Below are 22,348 nucleotides of genomic sequence, written 5' to 3'. Positions count from 1 at the left end.
GCACCGGACGACAGGACGAACCCATGAGCGAAGCGCCCGTCAACGACACCACCGGTACCGGATCCGACGGTGACCGCGCACGCGCCCGCGAGGAGGTCCTGCGGCGCCTGCGTGCTCGCCGCGGACCGGACCAGGACCTGGCGAGGGTCTCTCGCGAGGAGCCCAACCCCCTCTCCTTCGCCCAGCGGCGGCTCTGGGTCCTGGACCAGATGATCCCGGGCCGAACCGACTACAACTCCGCCCTGGCTCTCGACCTGCGCGGGAACCTGGACGAGGACGCCCTACGGCGTGCCCTCACCGCGTTGGTACACCGACACGAGTCCCTGCGAACGACCCTCGTGGAGGTCGACGGTGAGGGCCACCAGGTCATCGGAGATCCCTTCGAGGTCGACTTCGTCAGGGTCCGGGTGCCCGACGCCGACGACGACCACTCGGCGCGGCTGATCGCGCGGGAGTACGCCCGCCCCTTCGACCTCACGACCGGCCCACTGCTGCGAGTGCTCCTACTGACCGCGAGCGCCGACCACAACGTCCTCGTGGTGTGTCTCCACCACGTCATCACCGACGGCTGGTCCCTCGGCATCTTCCAGGACGAACTGGATCACCTTTACCGAGCCGCCTGTGAGGCCCCCCATCAAGGCCCGGCACAACTGTCGTCCTCGCTCGGCGAACTGCCCGCACAGTACGTCGACTACGCCGCCTGGCAGCGGGAACGGCTCGACGGCACCGCTTTCGACCGCTCCGTCACCTACTGGCGCGAACGGCTGACGCAGGCACCGGTCCTGGACCTGCCCACCGACCGCCCTCGTCCCGCTACCCGCGGCACCCGAGGCGACAGCCTGCCGTTCACCCTGGACCCCGCGCTGGTGCGTCCCCTGGAACACCTGGCCGGAAGACACAACGCGAACCTCTTCATGGTGCTGATGACGGCGGTCCAGGTGACCCTGTCCCGATGGAGCCGTTCCGAGGACATCGTCCTCGGAACCGTCACCGCCGGACGCGATGACCAGCGCCTCCACCGGATCATGGGCTTCTTCGTCAACACCCTCGCCATCCGGCAGACCGTGGATGAGAGCCTCTCGTTCGGGGCCCTCTTGGAACGCACGCGCGCCGGCTTCCTCTCCGACCTCGACCACTCCGAGGTCCCCTTCGACACCGTCGTCGACGCCGTCCTCACCGAGCGCGACCCGGCGATCCCACCCCTGGTACAGGCCGCCGTGGTCTACCAGAACGCGGCCGGCGACACCCGGGACCGAGGCCGTTTGGGCGACCTGACCGCGACCCCGTTGCCCATCCGCCGTGAACAGTCGATCTTCGACCTGACCCTGGAGTTCCACCCCGGGCCGGACGGCGTCACCGGAACCGCGGAGTTCGACACCGACCTGTTCGACCGCGACACCGTCGGCCGCATCGTGGACGACCTGAGACGTGTCCTGGAATCCGCCACCGACCACCGCCCGTTGCGGGCACTGCCCCTGATCGGCCCCGACCCGCAGAAGCAGATCCAGACCGCCGGCCGCGGTCCCTCCGGCCCCGAGCCCCGTACCTTCCCGGAGATGCTCCTCGCACAGGCCGACCTGCGTCCCCACGCTCCCGCCCTCGTGGACGCCGAGCGCACGGTGACGTTCCGCGAACTCGGCGAGCGGGCCGCCCGCATCGCCGGACACCTGCGCTCGCAGGGGGTACGTCGCGGCGACCGGGTCGGTGTCTGCGTGGAGCGCGACACCCGTCAGGGCGAGGTCTTGCTCGGCATCATGTACGCGGGCGCCGTCTACCTGCCCTTGGACGCGGAGTACCCGGCCCAGAGGCTGGCCCACATGGTCCGGGACGCCGCACCGCGTGTGGTGGTGGTCGACCAGGCGACCCGCGAAGCGCCGCTGCCCGAGGGGACCCCTCTCCTCTCCCTCGCCGAGGACGTTCTCGACGTCGCGGAACCGTGGCTCGAACGGATCTCCCCCGCGGATCCCGCGTACATGATCTACACGTCCGGGTCGACCGGGCTCCCCAAGGGGGTAGTGGTCCCCCACCACGGACTGGCGGCGCTGGCCACGACCCAGGGCGAACGAATGGACGTCGGCCCGAACTCTCGGATGCTCCAGTTCGCCTCTCCGAGCTTCGACGCCGCCATAGCCGAGTTGGCCGTCGCCCTCCTCAACGGTGGCTCGTCGATCCTGCTCCCCCGCGAGTCCTTGAGGGGCGAAGGTCTGACCGACGCCCTGCACCGGTACGGGATCAGCCACGTGACCCTGCCTCCCGCCCTCTTGCCCGGCCTGGAGCCGGACGACCTCGGCCCGGTCGAGCACCTGCTCGTCGCGGGCGAGGCCTGCCCCGGAGAGCTGGTCGACCGGTTCTCCAGGAAACGCAGGATGTACAACGCCTACGGGCCGACCGAGTCCACGGTCTGCGCCACCATCAGCGCTCCTTTGTCCGGGGCCGGTACGCCACCTCTGGGCGGGACCGTCGCCGGCACCCGCCTGTACGTCCTCGACCGGTGGCTGCGACCGGTTCCGGACGGCGTCCCCGGCGAACTCCACATCGCGGGCGACGGCCTGGCACACGGTTACTGGAATCGTCCGGGGCTGACGTCAGGACGTTTCGTGGCCGACCCGTTCGCTGCCTCCGGCGGCCGTATGTACCGGTCCGGTGACGTGGTCCGACGCCACCGGGGAAGACTGGAGTTCCTGGGACGCACGGACGACCAGGTCAAGATCCGCGGCCATCGGATCGAGCTCGGCGAGATCGAAGGGGTCCTCAACTCGCTCCCGAGCGTGGAGCAGGCGGTCGTGGTGGTCGACGGGGCCGGCGGCGGACAGCGGCTGGTCGCCTACGTGGTCTCCGCACCCGGACACACCCCCACCGGCGACGACCTGGCGGACGGGGCCCGTGTCCTGCCCTCCTACATGGTCCCGGCGGCCTTCGTCGTCCTCGACCGGATCCCGCTCACCCCCAACGGCAAGACCGACCGGCGGGCGCTCCCGGCCGTCGACTGGGCAGGAGGTTCCACCGCCGAACACGTCGAACCCCGGAGCGAACAGGAACGGGCTCTCGCCGAAGCGTGGTGCGAGGTCTTGGGACTCGATCGGATCGGAGTGCACGACGACTTCTTCCGGGTCGGCGGAGACTCCGTCAGCGGCGTGCGCGTGCTCGCCAGGGCCGCGGTCCTGAGCGGCACACGCCTCCCGCTCAGGGCTCTGTTCGATCGGCCCACGGTGGCCGGACTCGCCGACCTCCTCAAGGACGGGAGCGGCGTGTCCGCCGACCCGTTGACCCGGGCCGCACACGAGGGTCCGATCCCGTTGTCCGCCGCCCAGCGACGCATGTGGTTCCTCGACCAGTACTCGCCCGAGGGGGCCGCCTACAACTCCGGTGGCGCGTTACGCCTGTCCGGCCGGCTGGACGTCCGCGCGCTGCGCACGGCACTGGACGCGCTGGTCCTGCGGCACGAGTCCCTGCGCACGGTCTTCCCCAGCGAGGACGGTCTACCTCGACAGGTCGTCCTGGAACAGGCGACCGCCCACGTCGAGGAGACCGCGTTGGACGATGTCGCGGTCCCCGAGCGCGAGGACCGTCTCGCCGAACTCGTCGCGGAGTTCGACTCCCGACCCTTCGACCTGGCCGCGGGACCACTGCTCAGGGTCCTGCTGGTGCGGGTCGGCGAGGACGACCACGTGCTGGCCATCGGCATGCACCACATCATCACGGACGCGTGGTCGATGTCCGTCATGATCCGTGAACTCGGTGCCCTCTACGGGACCTCCCGGAGCCACCCGCACACGCGGGCGGCGGACCTGCTCTCGGTCTCCGATCTCCCCGAGGTCGAGTTGACGTACACCGATTACGCGCTCTGGCAGGAGCGATTCCACCGCAGCGAAGGTTTCGAGGAACAGCTGGACTTCTGGCGCAGGACACTCGCCGGAGCGGAACCGCTGTCCCTGCCCACCGACCGGCCCCGGCCGGCGCAGCGACGCGGCCGGGGCGCCACACGGGCGTTCGAGGTCTCCGAGGACGTCCTCGCCCGCGTCCGCGTCCTCGAAGCGGAACACGGTCTCACCCTGTTCATGGTGCTCGCCGCGGCCACGGCCGTGACCCTGTCCCGGTTCACCGGGCAGCGGGACATCACCCTGGGAACGGTGACCTCCGGTCGGGGCCGCACCGAGCTGGAGGGCATCGTCGGGTTCTTCGTCAACACGATCGTCCTGCGCACCCGGGTCCGGCCCGAGGACACCGGTGTTCGTCTCCTCGCGGACGTGCGCGACACGGTCCTGTCCGCCTTCGAGCACGGTGACGTCCCCTTCGACACCGTCGTGGAGGCGACCGGGCAGGAGCGTGACCCGTCCCGCCCCACGTTGGTCCAGGCCCTGATGGTCCTACAGAACGTGCCCGGCGCCCCGTGGCGGGCCGACGGCCTGTCCGCGTCGGACTACACCCTCGCTCGGGAGCACACCCAGTTCGACCTCACGGTGGAGTTCGTCGAGGACGGCGCGCGACTACTCGGCGCGGTGGAGTACGACACCGACCTCTTCGACCCGGCCACCGCGGACCGGATCGCCCACCTGTTGGGCGCGGTCCTGGGCGCGTTGGCCGAACACGGCCGAAGCCCGGTCCACGCCCTGGAGGCGGCCCCGACCCCGACCGAGGCCGAGGCACTGGCCGACTGGAGCACCGGTCGGCCCGGTGAGGTGCTCACCTCGGTGCCGGAGCTGTTCGCCCGGCGGGTCGCCCGGTCACCACAGGCGAATGCCCTGGTGTGGGGCGATACCGAGATGACCTATGCCCGTCTGGACGAGTCGTCCTCGGCGTTGGCCGACCGGTTGCGCGAGCTGGGTGTTCGCGCGGAGACCCCCGTCCCGCTGCTGTTGGAACGCGGCCCCCATGTGGTGACCGCGATGCTCGCGGTCCTGCGGGCCGGCGGTGCCTACGTACCGATCCATCCCGACAACCCGCCCGAGCGGATCGGGCACCTCCTGAAGGAGACCTCCGCGCCCTGTGTGCTCACCGACTCGGTGATGGCCGTACGAGTACCGCGGACACAAGGCGTGACCGTTCTCGACCTGGACGCGGAACCGACGGACGCCCCCGCCCGACACCCCGATGCTCGGACACCCGAGCCGAGCACCGTCCACCCCGATCGGCTCGCCTACATCATGTACACGTCGGGTTCCACTGGAACCCCCAAGGGTGTGGCGGTCACCCACGGCGACGTGGTACGCCTGGCCACTGATCGGCGCTGGTCCGGGCGCCACGGACAGCGGATCCTGTTCCACTCCTCGCACGCCTTCGACGCGGCCACCTACGAGATCTGGGCTCCGCTGCTGACCGGTGGAACCGTGGTGGTCGCCCCACCCGAACGGCTCGACGCCGACGAGTTCGCCGACGTGGTCACCCGGTACGGAGTGACCGCCACGTTCGTCACCACCGCCCTGTTCAACCTGTACGCCGCGCAGGCCCCGGCCTGCTTCAGCGGCATGGTCCAGGTCATCACCGGAGGGGAGACGGCCGCCCCGCACGCGATGGAACTCGTACGCGCCGCGTGTCCCGACACCACGGTCGCCAACGCCTACGGTCCGACCGAGACGACCACCTTCGTCACCCACCATCCCCTCACGGAGGAGGACCGCACACCGGACCCGGTCCCCATCGGGCGACCTTTGGACGGCACCAGGCTCCACGTCCTGGACCAGTGTCTGCGTCCGGTCCCGGTCGGTGCCGTCGGTGAGCTCTACATCGCCGGTGTCGCCCGCGGGTACCATGGCCGGCCCGGTCTGACCGCCGAACGGTTCGTCGCCGACCCCTGGTCCTCGGGAGAGCGGCTCTACCGCTCCGGCGACCTCGTCCGCTGGAACAACGAAGGGAGGATGGAGTACGTGGGCCGGGCGGACGCGCAGGTCAAACTGCGTGGGTTCCGGATCGAGCCCGGGGAGATCGAGGCCACGCTCTCACGCCTGCCCGAGATCGCCCAGGCCACCGTCCAGGTCCACCACGGTGACTCGGGAGTTCGATCCCTGGTGGCCTACGCCGTCCCCGCTCCGGGGGCCCGAATCCACCCCGAGAGCGTCACCGACCGGCTCCGAGCCGACCTGCCCGACTACATGGTTCCGGCGGTGGTGATCCCGTTGGAGAGCATCCCGCTCAACGCCAACGGCAAGGTCGACCGCCGGGCCCTGCCCGAACCGACCACACCGGAGTCGGACATCGCGGTCCACACACCGCCTCGGGGCGCCACCGAGATCCGCCTGGCCCGGATCTGGGCCGAGTTGTTGGGCACCGACCGGGTCGGGCGCGACGACAACTTCTTCACCCTCGGCGGGGATTCGATCCTCAGTATCCAGATGGTCTCCCGTGTCCGACAGGCCGGCTGGGAGATCACCACCAAGGACACCTTCCTGCACCAGACCGTGTCGGACCTGGCCGCGACCCTGGACCTGCGCGCGAGGTCACAGGAGCATGCCGTGGCCGAGGCACCGGTCACCGGTCCGGTACCGCCGACCCCGGTGCAGCGATGGTTCTTCGAGACCCATCCGCGCCGCCCCGAGTACTTCGACATGTCGCTGCTGTTCGAAGCCGCGCCGAACACCGACCCGAAGCTGTGGGCCCACGCCGCCGAGGCGGTCCTCGCCCACCACGACATGCTTCGGCTTCGGGTCCGTACCGACGGGCCCGAGCCGCACCAGTACCTGGACGGTGCCCGAACCCCGGAACGGTCCGTTCGCGTGGTCGATGTCTCCCCCGCCGACCCCACCGCCCTGGAGCGCGCGGTGGAGAGGGAGGCCGGCCGGGAACGACCCCGGTCCAGGCTGACGGACGGCCCCCTGTTCGAGACCGTGGTGTTCGACGCCGGACCCGACCTCGCCCCACGGGTGCTCCTTTCCGCTCACCACCTGGTGGTGGACGGGGTCTCCTGGCGGATCATCCTGGAGGACCTGGTCACCGCCTACGGCAGGCTCGGCGAGGGGCTTCCGGTCGACCTGGGCGCCAAGACCACCCCGTTCCCGGTCTGGGCCGACAGACTCACCGAGTTCACCGCCCAGGGAGGGTTCGAAACCGAGGCCGCGCACTGGGCCGCCCTCGCCGAGCGCGGCGACGACGCCACGATCCCGGTGGACCTGAACACGGGACCCAACGACGTCGCTTCCCAGCGCGTGATCGTCTCGGAGCTGGAGTCGGAGGAGACCGACCTGCTCCTGCGCCGAGTCCCCGGAGCGTTGCGCGGTCGCATCGACGACGTGCTCCTGGCCGTTCTGGGCCGAACCCTCACCGCGTGGAGCGGAGTGCCGCGTCTGCTCGTCGCCAAGGAGGGCCACGGGCGCGAGGAGCTGTTCGACGACGTCGACCTGTCCCGCACGGTCGGCTGGTTCACCACCATCTACCCGGTGCTGTTGGAGCTGCCCGAGGAACAGGATCCGGCACGCGCCGTGACATCCGTCAAGAAGGCACTGCGCGCCGCTCCCGACGGGATCGGCTTCGGTGCTCTGCGCCATCTCGGGCCGGAACGGTCGTCCGCGCCACTGACGGCCCTGACCCGTATCCCCGTCACCTTCAACTACCTGGGCCGATTCGGAGACCACGGCGGTGGCGACCTCATCGACCGGTTCTTGGAGGTCCCCGCCGGTGACCACGCCCCGGAAGAGGAGCGCACCGGCCTGCTCGACGTGACCGGAAGCGTCACCGACGACCGCCTGGAGTTCTCCTGGACCTACTCCGAGCACCGACACCGGCCCGAGACCGTTCGCGCGCTGGCCGAGGCCTTCACGTCGGGGCTGCGCGAACTGGTCGACACGGTCGGCCGGCGGCCGCGCGGACGCGCCCGCCGAGAGCGATCCGACCGGGACTGAGCCGGCCGAACACGAGTCCACCCTCCCCCGCACCGGAGTCACACGCACGAACGGAAGGACACACCACCATGAGCAACCCCTTCGACGACAACGAAGCCCGTTTCCTCGTCCTGGTCAACGACGAGAACCAGCACTCCCTGTGGCCCGTCTTCGCCGAGGTCCCCGACGGCTGGGACATCGCTCTGGACGCCTCGCCCCGGGCCGAGGCCCTGGAGTACGTGGAGAGGAACTGGACGGACATGCGGCCCGCCAGTCTGGTGGCCACCCTGGCCGACTGATCCGGCCCCCGCGGGGGCTATGGACACGTGAGAGGGACGCCGTGGTTCTCACGGCGTCCCTCCACTGTTCCCCACGGGGCGGTGTCAGGCCGATTCGGCCAACCGCGCCCGCCTGCCTCTCGCGCGGGACGCGCGATGAGGGGCCGTCCTGGCCGCGTGGATACCGCGGCCCAGGAGGGCCAGTCCGAAGTCGGTGGCCAGGTGCCGGGTGCGGTTGCCCTCCCTGGCCGTGGTGATCAGACCCGCCTCCCGCAGGATCGCGGTGTGTTCGCTGATCACGGTCGGGGAGACGTAGAGGAGGGCGGCCAACTCCCCGGTGGAGAAGGGGGCCGCCAGCCGGGCCAGGATCACTGACCGGGTCTTTCCCAACAGACGTCCCAGGGAAGGTGTCCCCGAGGCGGTGTCCGAGAGCAGGGTGTCGAGATGTTCACCGGGTCCTCGCGCGGGAAACAACAGGACGGTGCGAACGGAATCGTCGTCGTCCGCGCGCGGCACCCTCCAGTGGACCAACCTCGGAGCGTCCTCAAGGAAGACCGAGGGCATCAGCACCAGGCCGTTCCCCTCCGGACTCACCTGGCGGTCCTCGCCGTCGTCCACCGAGAGGACGATTCCCTCCCCGCCGTGGACGCGGGCACCCAAGGATTCCAGTCCCGCGAGGACGCCCGAGAGGTTCATCGTGCGACCGAGCCGGCCTCCCGCGGTCGAGTGCTGACCGCGTAGCCCCGCCCCCACGGGAGCAAGGACCGTACGGTGCAGGCATCCGAGCACGGAGAGCGCCCACCGGACCTCCTCGGTGACCGGTCCCGGAACACCATCTCCCTCGGGGCCGGACGCTTCCAGCAGTGCGGGCAGAACGGCCGGTGCGAGGCGTTGCGTCCCCTCCAGGTCCGAGCGCACCACGGGCACGGCCGCCAGAGCGGTTCGCGCCCGGCGCACCCAGTTCTCCCCGCCCCGGCCGCCGTCGCCCCGTAGGGGGCCGACCGCCAGAACGGCCTCGACGAGCACCGGTGTCTCACAGTGCATCCGGGTCCGACCGACGTCCTCCATGGAGAGGTGAATCCTCGACAACGCTCCGTTCCTTTCTCTTCGACCGACCGGTTCGGTGACCGGGGTCAGCGCACGCGGCGCAGGTAGGCCCGTAGGGCCAACGGCATGAGCACGATCTGGATGCAGGCCACGGACGCCAGGCTGATGAGGATCGGCATGAGCGTGGGACCGCCGATCATCAACCCGCGCACGGCATCGACGAAGTAGCTGACCGGGTTGACCCCGACCCAGGCCGCCAACCAGCCGGGCATGGTCTCGGGGTCGGCGAAGATGTTGCTGCCGAAGGTCAGGACCAGGATGACCGCCATGGCGATACCGGGTACCGCCTGGGGCCCGGGGGCGACCATGCCGATGATCACCGACATCCAGCACAGGGTCAGACCGAAGACCACGACCAGCGCACAGGCGAGCAGGGCGGACAACGGGTCGGTCTGGACACGGAAGCCGAGGGCGAAGGCCAGGAGCAACAGGACGGTCAGCGCGACCACGTAGCGGATCACGTCCCCGAACACGGCTCCGACCAGTGGCGCGGAACGGGCGATCGGCAGGCTCCGGAAACGGTCGAAGACACCCTTGGATATGTCGGTGCTCAGGGCCATGCCCGTCCCGATGCTGGCGTACATGGTGATCTGCACCATCAGACCGGGGACGAGGGTCTGGAGGTAGGCCTGCCAGCCCCCCGATATCGCTCCGCCGAACAGGAAGACGAAGACCAGCAGGAAGAGGACGGGTTGGATGACGGTGTCGATCAGGGACGACGGCGTGCGAACCAGGTAGCGGATGTTGCGGCCGGCCAGGATCATGCCGTGTCTGGCCGCCGTGGCGGGCCCGATCCGGATCCGAGGGCTGCGCTCCACGGGTGGGTGCGACTCGACGGTGGCCGTGGCACTCATGCGCTGCTCTCCTTCTCCGCGGCGGCGGCCTTCTGGCCGGTAAGGGTGAGGAAGACGTCGTCGAGGCTGGGCAGGCCCATGCCCAGCTCGTCGGTGGCGATCGCGGCGTCGTCCAGTCTCCGCACCAACGCGGACAACAGGACCGGGTCCTCCACGGGCGCGCTGAGCCGGCCACGCTCACCATCGACACTGGGGCGCACCCCGCTGAGCAGTTCGGTGAGGATCTCCTCGGTGCGTCGCACGTCGGCCGGGTCCACCGGACGCACGTGCAGGGTCTGGGAGCCCACGCGCTGCTTGAGTTCCTTGGGTGCGCCCTCCGCGACCACGCGCCCTTGGTCGATGACCGTGACCCGATCGGCGAGCTGGTCCGCCTCTTCCAGGTACTGCGTGGTGAGCAGGATCGTGGTGCCCTCGTCGGAGAGACCGTGGACGATGCTCCACAGGCTGTTGCGGCTGTGCGGGTCCAGTCCCGTGGTCGGCTCGTCCAGGTAGAGCACGCGTGGACGACCGACCAGGCTCGCGGCGAGGTCGATACGGCGCCGCATGCCGCCGGAGTAGGTCTTGACGGGGCGGTCACCGGCGTCGACCAGGTCGAAGCGCGACACGAGTTCGCGGGCACGGACCCGGGCCTGCCGCGTGGAGAGGTCGAGCAGGCGCCCGACCAGTTCGAGGTTCTCCACCCCGGTGAGTTCCTCGTCGACGGAAGCGTACTGACCCGTCAGCCCGATGATCCCGCGTACGGAGACGGGGTCGCGCAGCGCGTCGTGGCCGTCGACGACGACGGTCCCCTCGTCCGGCCGCAACAGCGTCGCGAGGATGCGTACCGTGGTGGTCTTGCCCGCCCCGTTCGGCCCCAGCACGCCCTGGATGCTTCCTCGGGGGATGCTGAGCGATACCCCGTCCAGGGCCGTGTTCGCCCCATACCGCTTCACCAGACCCTCGGCCTGGATGCAGGTGTTCATTGGTGTTCCTCCTTCTATTCGGAGGAACTCTCACAGAGCGGGCGGTCAGTGACCGGTCAGCCCGCGGACACCTGTGACCGGCCGGTCCGGACAGTGACCGGTGTGGTGTCCGCGGACCGGCCGAAAACGCTCCGAACCGCGCCGACACACGGTCATTCGTCGACACCCACCGTCTGCGCGGGGTGCTGGCCCAGCATGACCGTCGTGGGGGCCAGGACCGCCACCGCACAGACGAGCGCGGTCGCACCCACCACCGCCGCGTACAACCCCTCCGGCCATGGCGGGAACGGTGATCCGAGGAAGGCGACGCTGAGCACGGACAAGGGGACCAGGGCCACGAGGGTGCCCAGCAGCACAGCCGCGGCGACCAGCACGGCGGTCTCCAGAAGGACCGTCCGCACCACCACCCGACGCTCCGTCCCGATCAATCTCAGCAAGGCGAACTCGCGAGATCGCCCCGCCGTGGCCACCACCAAGGAGTTCAGCACACCGATGGCGACGTAGGCGAGGATCACACCGAGCCCCGCGAAGTTGATCCAGGCCGCCACGCGCGACTCGGACCGGCCGTCCGCGGCGAGGTCACCGACGCTCTCCGCCTCCAGACCGGGCTGGTCGGCGACCACCGAGGCCAAGGCCTCCTCCAACCGCTGCCGACCGTACTCCTCGGCCGCGCCCACGAGGAGGCGCCGGGGAGGCCCACTGTGCGCCTCCAGGTCCTGCTCCGGGAACAGGGCCTGGCCGAATCCGAGCCCTCGCTCGTACTCGGCGACCAACCGGACGGTGGCCGGTGTCCCATCACCGAGTACGACCTCCAGCTCGTCACCGATCCCGACCCCGGCCAGGTCGGCGCTGGAGCTTTCCAACGCGACGGTCCCCGGACGCAGGTCGGACAGGTCCCCCGCGACGACGCCGGGGTCGAGGAGAGTCCCCGCGGTACCGGCCGACACCCCTTGGGCCCTCAGTTCCATCGGCTCCGAGTCACCGAACAGGTCGGCCCGCACGATGACGGAGGTCTCTCGCAGGACCGACTCCGCTCCCGTCTCCGGCAAGGCCGAGACCCGCGCCACCACCTGTGGCGGGACGCCGGAGGACCCCGTGGCGCGCAGTACCGCGTCCGCGCCGAGACCTTCGTCCACCTGTCGTTCGGCGGCCGCGCCCAGAACGGACTGGGTGGTGACCATGGTCAGGGTGAAACCGACCGCCAACACCAAGGGGGTGAGCAGGGTGGCGAAGCGTCGAGGGTCGGCGGCGGTGGCCGCGGCCGCGAGGAAGCCGCTGACCGGCAGCCTTCGCAACAGCCGTCCGGCCGCACCGAGGATCGGACCCGTCAGCGCCGGACCGAGCAGGGCGATGCCCAGCACCAGGACGAGAACGGCTCCGCCCGTACCGGCCGCGCCGGCCTCGGTCCGCATACCGAGCGGGGTCATCGCCGCGCTCACACCCAAGACCAGGCAGAGGAGACCCAGGCCCCGGCGCCACCCGGGAAGCTCGACCGGGCCCGGTGCGCGCGTCTCGCGCAGCGCCTCGACCGGTGAAGTACGCGCAGCGCTCGCGGCCACGCCCAGGGTGCCGACGACCGCGGTGACCACCACCAACAGCACGGCTACCAAGAACGGCAACGGCCCCAGGGTCGAGGGCAGGTCCGCCGGCACCGCACCCAGATGGGCGAAGTACGACCGCAGCGCCTCGGCGACCAGCACACCGGGAACACTCCCCGACACCCCGGCGACCAAGGACAACAACAGCGCCTCGACGCACACCAGGCGGGCGACCTGGCGGGGGGTCGCACCGATCGCCCTCAGCACGGCGAACTCCCGGAGCCTTCGATCCGTGACCAGGGCCAGGGTCGTGGTGGCCACGAACAAGGCGATGAGCAGGGCCAGTCCGCCGAAGGAGAGGGCGACCAACAACAGGAGCGAGCGCCCCTCCCCGACATCGATGAATTCGACGCGATCGACCGTTCCGTCTTCGTACACCACCGCATCGGGCACGGTGGCCGCCAGCTCGGCCGCGAGTCGGTCGGTGTCGGCCCCCTCCGCGGCCACCACCCCGACCGCTTGGAAGGAGTCCGGGGCAGGGGAGAGCCGTGCCGCTTCATCGGGGTGGAGGAAGAGCACCTGTTCCCGCGCCCGTGCGCCATCCCCGTGTCCGGCGACCCCGCTCACCTCGTAGGACCGTGTCCCCCCGTCCTCGACCAGTTCGACCCGGTCTCCGACGGCGACCTGGAGCGTCTCGGCGAGCGGCGCGTCCACGACCACCTCCCCGGTAGCACCGGGGGCCTCCCCGTCCACCAGTGTGAACGGGCCCAGTGGGGCGGTGTCCCACCCGTGCCCGGACACCGGTGTCACCTCCCCTCCCCCATCAGGGGAAACGACGTCGAGAGTGAGCCGGTGGTCGCCGACCGCCGTCCGCACTCCGGTGAGGCCGGCCACCTCCTGGACCGTCTCCTGAGGCAGACCGACGGGTTCGGACAGCACGGCGCCGGTCGTGCGATGCCGTCCGTCGAACTCCACGGCCGGGTCACCTCCGAGCACGGCTTCGGCCCCGGCGTAGCGGTAGGGCTCCACCGAGGCCCGCAACCCCGACTCGACCAGCACCCCCGATGCGGTGACGAGGCAGGAGGCGCACGCCAGGGCGAGGAAGGTCCCGGCGAAGGCGCCCTTTCGCGCACGCAGGGTCTTCACTGCGACGGAGAGCATAATCACCGCCTCCCCAGACGACTCATCCGCTCGGCCACGGTCGGGGCGGTCGGCCCGTCCAGTGAGTCGACGATCCTGCCGTCCGCGAGGAACAGGGCGGTGTCCGCGTAGGAGGCGGCGACAGGATCATGGGTGACCATGAGGACCGTCTGGTCGAGGTCGTCGACGCTGTCGCGTAGCAGCCCCAGGACGCGTCCGCCGGTGTCGGAGTCCAGCGCACCGGTGGGCTCGTCGGCCAGGATCAGGTCCGGGCGACCGATGAGCGCGCGGGCGATGGCCACGCGCTGCTGCTGACCTCCGGAGAGCTCCGCGGGCCGGTGCCCGAGCCGGTCCGCGATACCGACCCGTTCGAGGATTCGGTCCGCCCAGGCCCGGTCAAGCGGCGCACCGGCCAAGCGCAGCGGCAGGGTGACGTTGTCCTGCACGTCGAGTGTGGGGAGCAGGTTGTAGGCCTGGAAGACGAAACCGACCCGTTCACGGCGCAGCCGGGTGAGGTCGTTCTCTCCCATCCCCGACAGCGGCACGCCACCCAGCCAGATCTCACCGCTCGTGGGCCGGTCCACCCCGGAGGCACAGTGCAGGAACGTGCTCTTTCCCGAGCCCGAAGGGCCCATTAACACGACGAAACTCCCCCTGGCAACGGATAGGGAAATATCCGCAAGAGCATCGATCGACCCTCCTTCGGAGTCGTACCTTCGATACACTCGCTCCATTCTCAGAGGAATCTCATCGACCGTTTCCGAATGAATCTCCGAACCATCACCAGTCGCGAAAAAAGACTCACGGAACGACGACATTGAAACCCCCTGGTGGACTTTCCAGCATCGTACATCAAAGGATTCAGGAAAAACCTCTCTCCAGAGTTCCCCTCCATTCCGAGAGGCGACGGAGACGACAGGGAACGGTGCCGAGGAACAAGGGTCGAACCAACGATGCAGCCCACCCCGCGCCTGGTGTCAGGTTTGTGACCAGGACGCGGGGACTGCTTGAAACGTGCCGGGGGACGACGGACGACACACGGTACGTCGCCCACGCGTTTCGCTCCTCAACGCACGCCTGGTTTCTTCTCGTAATCCTTCTCATCGCACAGATCACCACCTCTTTCCTCATCGGATATCCTCTGCGCCGATGGGCCGGAACCCGGCTGATCCGGGCCGCGAACAAGGACAACGAATCCGCTGTTCGACACCTGACCCTGCGAGGCCACGAAAAATCGATCTCGCGTAGTGGAAGGGAAGGCGATCCGGCTTTCCTCACCGCCATGCGTTGGGCCCTGGAGAACTCGGTGGCCGGCTCCGTGATCGGCTGCGTAACGCTGGTCCTCGCCGTCGGGACCGTGGTCTCCTTCACCTGCCCGTTGTGGTGGTGGTTGCTCCCCGCCGAGTACGCGGTCAACCCGGGCCTGTACCGAGTCGACTCCTGGCCCGCGGCCGCGGTGACCCCACTCGTCGGCCTCGTCTACCTCTCCCTGTACCTGGCCCTGGTCCCCCGGTCGGCACTCTGGCACTCTCGGCTGGCGCACCGCACCCTGCTCCAGCGAGGGGACCACGGACTCCTCGCCCGAATCACGCAGATCACGGCTTCGCGCGACGACGCTCTGGAGGTCCACCGGACGGAACTACAGCGCATCGAGCGGGACCTGCACGACGGCACTCAGAACCGCTTGGTCGCCGTGCGCGTGCACCTGGGGCTCCTCGAACGGATACTGGCCGAGGACCCCGAACGCGCGTGGGGCCTGTTGGAGACCACCAAGGACGCCGCCGACGAGGCACTGCGCGAACTCCGCCACGTCGTCCGGAGCATCTACCCCCCACTGCTGGCCGACCGGGGTCTGGCCTCGGCCGTCTCCTCCCTGGCCGCCCGCTGCGCCCTGCCCTGCTCCGTCGAAGCGGACGGGTTGGGCCGTGCACCCGTCGCCGTCGAAACGGCCGCCTACTTCGTGGTGGCCGAGGCCCTCACCAATGTCCACAAGCACTCCAACGGCTCCCAGGCCTCGGTGATCCTCACCAAGACCGCGGGGTCGGTCCTCGTCCGTGTCACCGACGACGGCCACGGCGGGGCGGACGAGCACGCCGGAAGCGGGTTGGCCGGACTACGCCGACGGGTCGCCTCCGTGGAGGGGACGCTGAACATCTCCAGCCCGGCCGACGGACCCACCACAGTGGAAGCGAGATTCCCATGCGCGTACTGATCGCCGAGGACGACGTCCTTCTGCGTCAAGGCCTCTCCCTGCTGCTGGAGGTAGAGGGGTTCGAGATGGTGGGCGCCGCGCAGGACGCGGAAACCTTCCTCGAACTGTTCGACCGGCATCGGCCCGACACAGCCGTGATCGACGTACGTCTGCCACCGAACTTCTCCGACGAGGGCCTGCGCGCCGCCGCCGAGATCCGGCGTCGGGTGCCGAACATGCCGGTGCTGGTCCTGTCGGCGCATGTCGACCACGAGTACGCGGGAGAGCTCCTCGGCAGCGGGACCAACGGGGTCGGCTATCTGCTCAAGGACCGGGTGGGAGAGGTGAGCGACTTCGTGGAGGCGCTGACCCGAGTGGCCCGAGGCGGTGTCGCGTTGGACCCGGAGGTGGTCGACCAACTCATCGGCGGGCGTCCCGCCGGCGACCCCCTCGGCTCCCTCACCGACCGCGAGCACCAGGTACTGGACCTCATGGCGCAAGGGCACGACAACGCGGGGATCTGCTCCCTTCTGGGCCTGTCCACGCCCGCGGTCAGCAAACACATCGGAGCGATCTTCGGCAAGCTCGGCCTGTCCGGTCCGGGCAACGGCCACCGGCGGGTCCAGGCGGTGCTGACCTATCTCCGGAAGTAGTCCGCCCTCGCCATGAGGGCGTCGAGTTCCGCACGGCCCAGTTCCTTCTCCAAGCGCGTCAGGAGATCGCGCACCCGGGGGTTCCCCTCGTCCCTGCGACCCCGGGTGTGGGCGGCCGCCCCCAGGGCGCGCGCCGCGGCACGCGCGTCACCCCTCGCCGACTCCACCCCGGCCATGAGTTCGAGGGCCGAGGCGGAGTAGGAGTTCATGCCCGACTCCACCGCCAGCTCCAGCGCGGCGGTGGCCGCCTCCACGGCCCGCCCGAGATCGTGTTCCACCAAGGCGATCACCGCCTCGCGCTGTAACACCTCGGACCGCAGGTAGTCGGCGTCCAGGCGGGCGTCACCCAGCAGGGCGCGCGCCTCGGAGGTCAGGTTCCGGGCCTCTACCGTCAGCCCTCGGGCGAGAGCCAGGTCGCTCATCCGCGCCAGAGACTGGATGCGGTGCTCGACGAGTGGAGCCGGTTCGGCGGCGAGCACCCGGGCGAACGTGGTGTCGGCGTCGTCGAGGTGACCGGCACGAATCTGTTCCGTGCCCAGACTGATCAACACGGGCGCGGTCAGGCTCGCGCTCTCGCCCACCGCCCCGGTCAGTTCCAACGTCTCCCGGAGCCCGCGTACCGCGCGTTCGCCCTCCCCCCGAACCGACTGATACTCAGCCAGCGCCCTGAGCAGTTGGGCGGTCATCCACCGGTCCCCCACCACACGGAAGGCCTCGACGGCCTGCTCGGTGTCGGCCTCGGCCCCGGCCGCGTCCCCCTTGGCCTCCGCCCACAGCGCCCGGTAGGAAAGCCCTGCCGCGCGCACCCAGGGACGCGGGTGTTCCCGGGTGGCCTCGATGACCGATCCGACCAGGTCCCAGTCCCCGGCGACCAACGCGCACCTGAGGCCGATCACGGCCAGCGGCGGATAGGCGGAGAGCGCTTCGGCGTCGGTCGCGAGCCGTACGGCGTCGGCCTGCCCCGTGTCGTCCTGTCCCGGAAGCATGGCCCGCAGTGCCCGGAGCACGTCCCGGGTGTCGCCGGGAACCTCCTCGTCCCGGTCGACGATGTCCCCCACCCACCGGGAAGCGTCCTCGTACCGTCCCCGGAGTACCCAGTACCAGCTCAGAGCACGGGCCAGGCGGGCGGCCGCAGCTGTTTCCCCCCGCTCCGCCGCGTACCGGAGCACCTCCATGACGTTGTCGTACTCGTCGTCCAGAACGCGCAGTGCCTTGGTCTGTCCGCGGCCGAACAACTCCTGGGCGGCGCTCTCGACCAGGTCGGTGTGGTGGGCGACGGCGCCGGCCCACGCGGTCTCAGCCTCACCTGACTCCAGCAGCCGTTCGAGCGCGTACGCCCGGGTGGTCTCCAGAAAGCGGTAGCGGGTCAGACCCTCCGGTGAGTCGGTGGTGCGCAGCAGCGATCTATCGCTCAGGCCCGCCAACAGGAACGGCATGTCCTCCCGGGCGACACCGGCCCCGGAACAGACCTCGGCGGCTGCGGACGCCGTCACCCCGCCGGGAAGGACCGACGTTCGGGAGACGACGGCGCGTTCCTCGTCGGTCAACAGGTTCCAACTCCACTCCAGAACGGCGCGCAGGGTACGGTGTCGATTCGTGATCGGCCTGCGGGTGGTGGAGAGCAGGGCGAACCGTTCCTCCAGGTGCCGGGAGATCTCCTGGAGGGACATCGCACGGGTGCGCGCCGCGGCCAGCTCGATGGCCAGCGGAAGACCGTCGAGGCGTCGGCAGATCTCCGCCACCACCTCCATCGCTTCGTCGTCGAGGACCAGGCCCGGGTCGGCCAGGGAGGCCAGTTCGACGAACATGGCCACGGCGGTGGACTGCCACGGGTCACCCTCGGGGAGCCCGAGGGGGTCCAGGGAGATCAGTGCCTCCCCGTTGACAGCGAGGGGTTCTCGGCTGGTGGCGAGCACGCACAGCTGCGGGCAGTGCGCGAGCAGACGTACGAGCACAGCGGCGACGTCGTCCACCAGGTGCTCGCAGTTGTCCAGGACCAACAGGGTCCGGCTCCCGGAGAACGCGGAGAACACCTGGGACAGGCGGCTGGGACCGAGGTCCTGACCAACCGCGAGCGGACCGCCGCCGATACCGGCGGCGGCGGCCAGCGCGTCGATGATGCCGCTCTCCTCCCGGGCCACCGCCAGTTCCACGAAGTAGACCTGGCGGTCACCTCCCTCGTCGCGGGAGGCGAACTCGGCCGCGGTACGGGTCTTGCCCACCCCGCCGGGGCCGAAGAGGGTCACCAGGCGGGTGCGTTCCAGCAGGGCCCCGATCGATTCGAGTTCCTGTTCTCGGCCGAAGAAGCGGGTGAGATAGGGGTTGGACCAGCCGTGCCGGGGTGGTGCCACCGCACGCAGGATGTTCGTGTGGAGTTCACGGAGCCATGGAGAGGGCTCCGCCCCCAGTTCCTCGGCCAGGGTGGTGCGCAGACGCTCGTAGGCGGCCAGGGCCTCGCCGTCGCGGCCGCTCTGGCGCAGGGCCTGGAGCAGTAGACCGTGGCAGCGTTCCCGTAGCGGGTGGGCGTCGCACATGGCCCGCAGTGCCGGGACCGGGTCGTCCTTCCCCCCGGTCCGGACACCGCTCTCGATCAGATCCTCGGTGGCGCTCAGCCGTAGCTCCGCCAGGCGCCGACGCTCGGTCTCGGCGAAGCGCGCGCGAACGTCCACCAAGGGTTCGTCGCGCCACAGGTCCAAGGCGCGGCGAAGGGCATCGGCGGCCCTGTGGGGATCGTGGCCGCGCAGCAGGGCCCCACCCCGGGCGACCAGCTGCTCGAAGACGTGCGAGTCGACCTCTTCGGGGGAGACGTCGAGTACGTACCCGCCGGGCATCGCCACGGGACCGAGGTCGGTGACGTCCTGGGCTCGCAGTCGGGAACGGGCTCTGGAGGCCAGCCGCTGGACGGTGCTGTTACCGCCGTCCGGTGGAACACCGTCCCACAGGTCCTCCAGCAGAACCGCCGTGGGCACCACCTGCCCCGGAGACAGCGCCAACCGGGCCAGCAGGGAGACCACACGCCCACCGGGGACGGACGACAGCCGCCCCCGGCCGTCTCGAACCCCGAAGGACCCCAGCATCTCTACGCGCATGATTCGAATCTGCCAGAACGGTCCCGGCCTCACAAACGGTCCCCGGGTCCGCTACCGGCCCCGAGCACGGGTGGGACGACCGAAACCGATCCTTCAGGAGTTCGGGGAGGTCTACCCCGTTCGGGTGCCCCGGCGGCGTGCGACCTCGTAGAGGGACACGCCCGCGGCCACGGAGGCGTTCAGGGACTCCGCTCCGCTGATCGGGATGCTCGCGACCACGTCACAGGTCTCCCGAACGAGGCGGGACAGACCCTTTCCTTCGGCACCCACGACGATGACGAGGGGGCCGGTGGCCAGCTCCAGCTCGGGCAGCTGCGTGTCGCCATCGGCGTCGAGACCGGCGACGAACAGGCCCGCCTTCTTGTAGGCCTCCAGGGTCCGGGTCAGGTTGGTGGCCTGGGCGACCGGAAGCTTGGCCAGCGTGCCGGCGGAGGTCTTCCAGGAGGTCATGGTCACCCCGGCCGCCCGACGCTCGGGGATGAGCAGACCGTGCGCACCGAAGGCCGCGGCGGAACGAGCGATGGCGCCCAGGTTGTGCGGATCGGTCACCCCGTCCAGGGCCACGATCAGCGCCGGCGTGTCCGACTCCAGCGCCTTGTCCAACAACCCGTCGGCTGCCCAGTACTGGTAGGGCCGCACCTGCAACACGATGCCCTGGTGGGCCGCGTCGGGCAGACCGTTGCTCTCGCAACGACGGTCCAGTTCGGTCCGGTTCACCTCGACCACGTCCACGCCCTGCGCGCCGGCCATCTTGGCCGCCTCGTTGACGCGCGCGTCCGGGTCGAGGCTGTTGGACAGGAACAGGCGGATGGCGGGCATGCCCGCACGCAGAGCCTCGACGACCGGGTTACGGCCGATCAGCAGGTCGGAGTTGTCCGGACGGTTGGGCGAACGCTCGGCACCGGCACCACCCTGGCCGCCGGAACGCGAGGCACTGTTGTTCGCCTTGTGCCTCTGCTTGCCGTCGTACCAGTGCCGCTGCTCGGCGGGCAGGGTACCGCTCTTGGCTTCGAGGGACCGACGTCCCTTGCCGCCACTGCCCTTGGTCGGGCCCTTCTTGTTCTTCTTCGCCGGCATGATCGCCGCCTCCTGATACGTATCGCGAGCATGCCGGAAGAACACTTCCGGCCGATGGGGTCGCCGTCTCGCCCATGGGCGGCGGCAAACTCCCAGCCTAGTGGGGACGCGTGACCACACGCGTCGATTCGGGATCGGTCGATTCAGCCCCGGCGCAGATCCCAGCGGGGCCCCTGTGGGGTGTCCTCGACCACCACGCCGGCCTCGATGAGCTGGTCGCGGATGGCGTCGGCGGCGGCGTAGTCCTTACGCCCCCGAGCGGCCTGGCGCTGTTCGAGCGCGACCGCGACGAGCGCGTCCACGACCTCGCTCAGCCCCTGGTCACCGCTGGCCCACTGCGGGCTCAACGGGTCCAGACCGAGCACGTCCAGCATGGTGCGCAGTTCGGTCGCCAACTCCGCGGCCCGTTCCTTGGAACCGGAGGCCAGTGCGGTGTTGCCCTCGCGCACATACCCGTGGACGACCGCCAACGCCTGCGAGACCCCGAGGTCGTCGTTGAGCGCCTCGGCGAACTCCGCGGGGACGTCCAGGGCGTGCCCGACGGGGCCCGACACCTCGACGGCGCGGGTGAGGAAACCCTCGATGCGCTGGTAGGCCGAGGCTGCCTCCTGCAGCGCGGCGTCGGAGTAGTCGATGGTGGACCGGTAGTGCGCCTGCCCCAGGTAGTAGCGCAGCTCGACGGCCCGCACCTTCTCCAGCATCTGCGGGATGCGCAGCGAGTTGCCGACCGACTTGCTCATCTTCTCGCCGCCCACGGCCAGCATGCCGTTGTGCAGCCAGTACCTGGCGAACCCGTCACCGGCGGCCCGGGACTGCGCCTGCTCGTTCTCGTGGTGCGGGAAGACCAGGTCCAGGCCACCACCGTGGATGTCGAAGCTGGGACCCAGGTACTTGGTCGCCATGGCCGAGCACTCCAGGTGCCAGCCCGGGCGGCCACGGCCCCACGGGGTGTCCCAGGTGGGCTCACCCGGCTTGGCGCCCTTCCACAGGGCGAAGTCACGGGGGTCACGCTTGTCCCGGCCGGAGTCGGTGTCCGCGGCCTCGACCAACTGGTCCGGACGCTGGTTGGACAGCTCCCCGTAGGCCGAGTAGGAGCCCACGTTGAAGTAGACGTCACCGCAGCCGTCCTCGGACGGGTAGGCGTGACCCACGTCGATGAGACGCTGCATGAGCTCGATCATCTCCGGCACGTGGCCGGTGGCGCGCGGCTCGACCGTGGGCGGCAGGCAGCCCAGGGAGTCGTAGGCCCAGGTGAAGGCACGCTGGTTGCGCTCGCTCACCTGCCACCACGGAACGCCCTCGTCGGCGGCGACCTTGATGATCTTGTCGTCGATGTCGGTGACGTTGCGGCAGAAGGTGACCTCGTACCCGAGGTGGGTCAGCCAACGGCGCAGGATGTCGAAGTTGACGCCCGACCTGATGTGGCCGATGTGGGGAGGCGCCTGCACCGTGGCACCGCACAAGTACAGGGAGGCGCACCCTTCACGAATCGGGGTGAACTCTCGGACCTGTCGGGCACTGGTGTCATAGAAGCGCAGACTCACAGTGTCAAGCGTATCCGCTTTCCCCTCGCCCATGCGTCACAAACCTCTAAGCTTCACCACCCCTCTCCGCTCTCCGGACAGTCCTGAGCACTTATAAGTGGTGA

12 protein-coding genes are annotated in these 22,348 nt (G+C 69.9%); 4 read left to right on the top strand and 8 right to left on the bottom strand.

Annotated features, from left to right (window positions below; translation table 11 throughout):
- The first annotated feature begins 23 nt into the window (after positions 1-23).
- Together BQ8420_RS30810 and BQ8420_RS30805 are read left to right on the top strand one after the other, a co-directional pair.
- The gene (locus tag BQ8420_RS30810) at positions 24-7,832 is read left to right on the top strand and encodes a non-ribosomal peptide synthetase (protein ID WP_087103999.1); all 7,809 of its coding nucleotides are present in this window, start codon (positions 24-26) and stop codon (positions 7,830-7,832) included.
- 68 nt (positions 7,833-7,900) lie between these two features.
- Positions 7,901-8,110 (top strand): MbtH family protein, encoded by a 210-nt coding sequence (locus BQ8420_RS30805; protein WP_087103997.1) that lies wholly within the window; start codon positions 7,901-7,903, stop codon positions 8,108-8,110.
- An 84-nt stretch (positions 8,111-8,194) separates the two neighbouring features.
- On the opposite strand, the gene BQ8420_RS30800 is transcribed toward BQ8420_RS30805, so the two are convergent.
- The 5 genes from BQ8420_RS30800 to BQ8420_RS30780 form a co-directional block, all read right to left on the bottom strand.
- Positions 8,195-9,178: a helix-turn-helix transcriptional regulator gene (locus BQ8420_RS30800; RefSeq protein ID WP_143847669.1), complete on the bottom strand. Its 984-nt coding sequence runs from the start codon at positions 9,176-9,178 to the stop codon at positions 8,195-8,197.
- Between the two features lie 44 nt (positions 9,179-9,222).
- A complete protein-coding gene (locus BQ8420_RS30795; RefSeq protein WP_087103993.1) occupies positions 9,223-10,050 on the bottom strand; it encodes an ABC transporter permease in 828 nt (275 codons plus the stop codon).
- On the bottom strand, positions 10,047-11,012 hold the full coding sequence (locus tag BQ8420_RS30790; RefSeq protein ID WP_087103991.1) for an ATP-binding cassette domain-containing protein: 966 nt from the start codon (positions 11,010-11,012) through the stop codon (positions 10,047-10,049). Before BQ8420_RS30790 ends, BQ8420_RS30795 begins: the two co-directional genes overlap by 4 nt.
- 152 nt (positions 11,013-11,164) lie before the next feature.
- Positions 11,165-13,711, bottom strand: a complete 2,547-nt coding sequence (locus BQ8420_RS30785; RefSeq protein WP_087103989.1) for an FtsX-like permease family protein — start codon at positions 13,709-13,711, stop codon at positions 11,165-11,167.
- Positions 13,712-13,713: 2 nt separating this feature from the next.
- Positions 13,714-14,424 carry an ABC transporter ATP-binding protein gene (locus tag BQ8420_RS30780; RefSeq protein WP_200816157.1) on the bottom strand — a complete coding sequence of 237 codons (711 nt, stop codon included), beginning with the start codon at positions 14,422-14,424 and terminating at the stop codon, positions 13,714-13,716.
- Between the two features lie 548 nt (positions 14,425-14,972).
- On the opposite strand from BQ8420_RS30780, the gene BQ8420_RS30775 reads away from it, so the two are divergent.
- A complete protein-coding gene (locus tag BQ8420_RS30775; protein WP_087103985.1) occupies positions 14,973-15,902 on the top strand; it encodes a histidine kinase in 930 nt (309 codons plus the stop codon).
- Positions 15,890-16,534, top strand: a complete 645-nt coding sequence (locus BQ8420_RS30770; protein ID WP_087103983.1) for a response regulator transcription factor — start codon at positions 15,890-15,892, stop codon at positions 16,532-16,534. Before BQ8420_RS30775 ends, BQ8420_RS30770 begins: the two co-directional genes overlap by 13 nt.
- Here BQ8420_RS30770 and BQ8420_RS30765 read toward each other — a convergent pair.
- The 3 genes from BQ8420_RS30765 to cysS form a co-directional block, all read right to left on the bottom strand.
- Positions 16,519-19,623, bottom strand: a complete 3,105-nt coding sequence (locus tag BQ8420_RS30765) for a BTAD domain-containing putative transcriptional regulator (protein WP_087103981.1) — start codon at positions 19,621-19,623, stop codon at positions 16,519-16,521. The genes BQ8420_RS30770 and BQ8420_RS30765 overlap by 16 nt on opposite strands.
- Positions 19,624-19,734: 111 nt before the next feature.
- A complete protein-coding gene (gene rlmB, locus BQ8420_RS30760; protein ID WP_087103979.1) occupies positions 19,735-20,700 on the bottom strand; it encodes a 23S rRNA (guanosine(2251)-2'-O)-methyltransferase RlmB in 966 nt (321 codons plus the stop codon).
- Positions 20,701-20,843: 143 nt separating this feature from the next.
- On the bottom strand, positions 20,844-22,244 hold the full coding sequence (cysS, locus tag BQ8420_RS30755) for a cysteine--tRNA ligase (protein ID WP_087103977.1): 1,401 nt from the start codon (positions 22,242-22,244) through the stop codon (positions 20,844-20,846).
- Positions 22,245-22,348: the final 104 nt, after the last annotated feature.

The organism is Nocardiopsis sp. JB363 (assembly GCF_900143625.1).
Classification (GTDB): Bacteria; Actinomycetota; Actinomycetes; order Streptosporangiales; family Streptosporangiaceae; genus Nocardiopsis.
The sequence above is the reverse complement of the archived record's forward strand: the minus strand, read 5'-3'. Positions and strand labels throughout refer to the sequence as shown.